Genomic DNA, 4521 nt, shown 5'->3' with positions numbered 1-4521 from the left:
ATTAGTCAACAGATCGCCGGAGGTGGCGTATGAGTGCATTACTCGCAATAGAAAATCTTTCGCTGAGCTATCAACAGCGCGGGCAGTGGCGTGAAGTGGTGCACAACGTGAGCTTCACCTTGCAGGCAGGTGAAATGGTGGCATTAGTCGGCGAGTCAGGATCCGGTAAAACCACCACCGCACAGGCGATCATTGGCCTGCTGGCCGAAAATGGTCGCCGCGACAGCGGAAAGATCGTATTAAACGGCACCGATATTGCCGACTGGTCAGCTAAACGAATGAACAGCCTGCGCGGCGTCAGTATCAGTCTGGTGCCGCAGGATCCCGGCAACTCACTTAACCCGGTGAAAACCATCGGCGATCAGGTGGGTGAGATGCTGCAACTGCATCAGAAAATCAGCAAGTCTGAGCGCCAGCAGCGTGTACTGGAACTGTTGGAAAAAGTCGGGTTGAGCCATCCGCAACAGCGACTGACGCAGTATCCGCATCAGCTTTCTGGCGGCATGAAGCAGCGGGTATTGATTGCGATCGCCCTCGCCTTGCGACCGCAAATTATCATCGCGGATGAGCCCACCAGCGCGCTGGATGTCACGGTGCAGAAACGCATTCTGGATCTGCTGGATGTGCTGCGCCGTGAGTCGGGTACCGCGGTGTTGTTTGTCACGCACGATCTGGCGCTGGCGGCTGAACGCGCCGACCGGTTGCTGGTATTCCGTCACGGCGAGATTCAGGAACAAGGGCCAGCCGCTCAGGTGTTTAATGCGCCAAAGCACCCTTACACGCGCCAGCTGCTGCAGGATGCTTCACCGGACCACACGGCGCTGGCGATTTCACCTGGAGCAAAGTTTTCGACACCCGCGATCCAGCTTTCAGTCATCAACAAGCAGTTCTCACTCGGTAAACAGCAGCAGTTACAGGTCGCCAGACAGGTCAGCCTGACAGTGCCACGCGGCACCACGCACGCACTGGTCGGTGAATCCGGCTCTGGTAAAACCACGCTGGCGCGCATTCTGCTGGGATTTGAACAGGCTGACAGCGGACGCGTGGTGATTGACGGCATTGATGCCAGTGCGCTGCGCGGTGAAGAGCTGCGCCAACTCCGACGCAAAATCCAGTTCGTGTATCAGAATCCGTTTGCATCACTGGATCCGCGCCAGACGCTGTTCGCCATTATTGAAGAACCGCTGCGTAATTTCGAAAAACTCAGTGCCGATGATCGTCGCCAGCGGGTTGAAGCCGTGGCTGAGCGAGTGGCACTGCCACTGGAATTGCTGACCCGTAAACCGCGTGAACTCTCCGGAGGTCAACGCCAGCGCGTGGCGATTGCGCGCGCACTGATCCTGCAACCGGCGATACTGGTGCTGGATGAAGCCACCTCGGCACTGGATGTCACTGTACAGGCGCAAATCCTGCAGTTGTTGCAACAGCTGCAACAGGAACTGGGATTAACCTATCTGTTTATCACCCACGATCTCGCTACGGTGCGACGCATTGCGCATAGCGTGACCGTACTGAGGGCGGGGGAAGTGGTTGAACAAGGTGACACCGTCACATTATTTAACGCACCTCAGCATACTTATACCCGTGCACTGATTGACGCCATCCCCGCTATCCGTCCGCTGATTAAGGAGTCTGCATGACGCGTAAACGCATTGGCTTTTTCACTCGCCTGCTGGATGAGGTATCGGCGCAGGAGCGCTATCGCCTCGCCACCGAACAGATCCAGCACGCTGAACGTTTAGGATTCGACAGCGCCTGGATCGCTCAGCATCATTTCCATGAGAAGGAAGGCGGTCTGCCTGCGCCACTGGTCTTCCTCGCCCACGTGGCCGCGTACACCCGCACGATCCGTCTTGGCACTGGCATTATTACGCTGGCGATGGAAAACGCGCTGCGCGTGGCAGAGGATGCCGCCGTATTAGACCTGCTCAGTCATGAGCGGCTGGAAGTCGGATTGGGATCGGGCGGCACAAAAACCTCTTTCCTGCCCTTTGGCTTGACCATCGATCAACGCGCCAGCGTGTTTGCCGACCAGCTGCACACGCTGCTTAGCGCCTGGCGAGGCGATACCCTCGCGCACCCGGATAATCATCTCTACCCGCCCGCGCCAACGCTGGCACAGCGCGTGTGGATCGCCACATTCTCGGTTGAAGGTGCGGCGCGAGCAGGTGCCGCTGGCCATGGCTTGATGTTGTCACGCACGCAACCCCGTCCGCCAGACCAGCCAGATTTGCCGCTGGAGGCGATACAAAATTCGATGATCGATGCCTATCTGGCCGCGCTGCCGGCCGGTATTTCACCGCGCATCCTCGCCTCGCGCACCGCGTTTGTTGCCGATTCAAATGACTATGCGCGTCGTCTCGCAGAGCCAGGATTGCGGCGCCAGGCTGAGCAGTTTCAGGCTGCTGGCCACGTCATCACCGGACATACGCTGGAAAGCCATGCGCGTCAGCTTGATGCGCACTTTGGCGATGCACCTTCCGTCCTGGCGTCATTGCGCGCCGACTCAACCCTGCAACGTGTCACCGATATCACCTTCCAGGTGCACTCAATCGATCCGCCACACGCCGACATTCTGCGTTCGATTGAATTAATCGCTGATCACATCGCCCCTGAGCTACGTGCTCTGGAACAGGCTTAACAGGAGAAAATGATGCCTCAACCCGTTGATTTACTGGCCGCCTTAGCGGATATCGATCCTGCCTCGGAACTCGCTTTAGCACGCAACGAGCGCCATGCTGCCACTCAGCACACGCAAGGCAGCTATGAGGTGCTGTTTGGTGAAGATGATGCAGACCTTCCGCTACAATGGCGGTTTGCCTTCGCCGCACAGGTCGCCGACTGGCACGGCGCCCCCCGCTTACAGGCGCATTATCAGCAACAGGTGAACAACAAGGCACATGACGCGCGTTTTGCGGCCGGTCACGCCTTTGCCGAACTGCTCAGCCTGCACCCGGTGGATGCAGCGCCCAAACACATTCAAAACCTGCAAAGCGCTGGCTGGACGCCGCGTGGCATCGTCACCCTCGCACAGTTAATCGCCTTTGTGAGCTTTCAAAGTCGTCTACTGACCGGCTTACGCCTGCTCAACGGCGAGCAGAGTGATACGCAGGCGCACGCCGTGGCTGGCAAGTGGCACGATGCACCGTTGACGTTGAGCGGCCAAACCGCCCTCACCGCCTTTACCCAGCAAGAGTTAGGCTGGGAACCCTGGCTGGCAGCCAAACCGCTCAACGAATTTACCGCCGATGAACAGGCTACGTTGAAGAAAAACGGCCACAGCGACTCCGATTACTTCCGCCTGCTGGCACGCCATCTGCCGCTGCTGGAACAGCGCACGCTGACCGACAAAGGCATCTTTTACACCGCTGGCGGATTGCCGCGTGCCGAGCGTGAACTGGCGGCCACCGTGGTCAGTAAAGTGAATGGCTGCATCTTCTGCGCCTCTGTCCATGCGCGCAAAGCCAGCCAGTTATCAAAAGACGATGCGGCAGTACAAAAGCTGCTGAATGTGGCACCGGGCGCAGAGTTGGCACACGGCCAGTCACCACGCTGGGCCGCGATGATTGACCTGGCTGCGACACTTTCCATTACCCCCGCTGCCGCCAGCCTGCAACAGGTGCAGACATTACGCGATCAGGGCTTCACCACGCTGGAACTGCTTGATGTGATCCAGTCCGCTGCTTTCTTTGCCTGGGCAAACCGTTTGATGTTGACGCTGGGCGAGCCTTTTTTACCTGAACACTCACAAGGATGACCATGACCGGGCAAACCCACTCCACCCAACATTTTCACATCACCCTGACCGGTAAAGGTGCGCATGCCGCACGGCCACATGAAGGCATTGATGTGATTGTGATCGGCAGCCATATCATTTCCGCGCTCTATGCACTCCCCAGTCGTCATCGCCAATGGACGCTTGGCGTTACGCGTTTAACGGCGGGTAATAGCTGGAATGTGCTGCCTCAGACGGCGGAGATCGAGGGCATCGTGCGCAGTCAGGATCAGCACACCGATACGCAAATCACCACCTTGATTGCCGGCATTGCCGCCGGTTTTGGCGCGGAAACGCACGTCAACTGGCAGCCACTGTCAGCATCCGAACCGGACGCGCCAGCATGGGCGCGGTGACCATAAGAGCAAGGAGGAAAGCGATGGCGATTCCCGTACCGATTCCCCGGCTGGATCACGTGGTGATCAACGTGGCCGATCAATTAGATGAGGCCAGTGCGCTGTTTCGTCGGTTGGGGTTTCAGCTCACCGAACGCGGCCATCATTCGCTCGGATCCAGTAACCATCTGGCCGTGTTTGGTGATAACTATCTTGAGCTGCTCGGCTTCGAGCCGGGGCGTGCCAGTTTACGTCAGGATGTGTGGCAGTCACCCATTGGCCTGAGCGGGTTGGTGTGGAAGACCGAGGATGCCGATGCAGTATGGCGTTATCTTGAGAGCCAGGACATTGATGGCGTTCTGCCTGCCAGCTTCTTCCGTCCGGTGCAGTTGCCGGATGGCAATGAGGATC

The 4521-nt window shown here is 58.2% G+C and carries 5 protein-coding genes; all 5 read left to right on the top strand.

Annotation, left to right across the window (positions count from 1 at the left end; genetic code table 11):
- Positions 1-29: 29 nt before the first annotated feature.
- Positions 30-1640 (top strand): ABC transporter ATP-binding protein, encoded by a 1611-nt coding sequence (locus H7A81_RS26000; RefSeq protein WP_182059198.1) that lies wholly within the window; start codon positions 30-32, stop codon positions 1638-1640.
- Positions 1637-2641 carry a putative FMN-dependent luciferase-like monooxygenase gene (locus H7A81_RS25995; protein WP_182059197.1) on the top strand — a complete coding sequence of 335 codons (1005 nt, stop codon included), beginning with the start codon at positions 1637-1639 and terminating at the stop codon, positions 2639-2641. Before H7A81_RS26000 ends, H7A81_RS25995 begins: the two co-directional genes overlap by 4 nt.
- Before the next feature lie 12 nt (positions 2642-2653).
- Positions 2654-3757 (top strand): alkylhydroperoxidase domain protein, encoded by a 1104-nt coding sequence (locus tag H7A81_RS25990; RefSeq protein ID WP_182059196.1) that lies wholly within the window; start codon positions 2654-2656, stop codon positions 3755-3757.
- A gap of 2 nt (positions 3758-3759) precedes the next feature.
- Positions 3760-4131 carry a peptidase dimerization domain-containing protein gene (locus H7A81_RS25985; protein ID WP_370529997.1) on the top strand — a complete coding sequence of 124 codons (372 nt, stop codon included), beginning with the start codon at positions 3760-3762 and terminating at the stop codon, positions 4129-4131.
- 23 nt (positions 4132-4154) lie between these two features.
- Positions 4155-4521: VOC family protein (locus tag H7A81_RS25980; RefSeq protein ID WP_182059194.1), on the top strand; the 367-nt coding region annotated here is incomplete at its 3' end.

Source organism: Pantoea sp. ME81, assembly GCF_903970985.1.
In the GTDB taxonomy this organism is placed as follows: domain Bacteria; phylum Pseudomonadota; class Gammaproteobacteria; order Enterobacterales; family Enterobacteriaceae; genus Pantoea; species Pantoea communis.
Note: the sequence above shows the minus strand (reverse complement) of the source record. Positions and strands in the feature narration are given on the sequence as shown.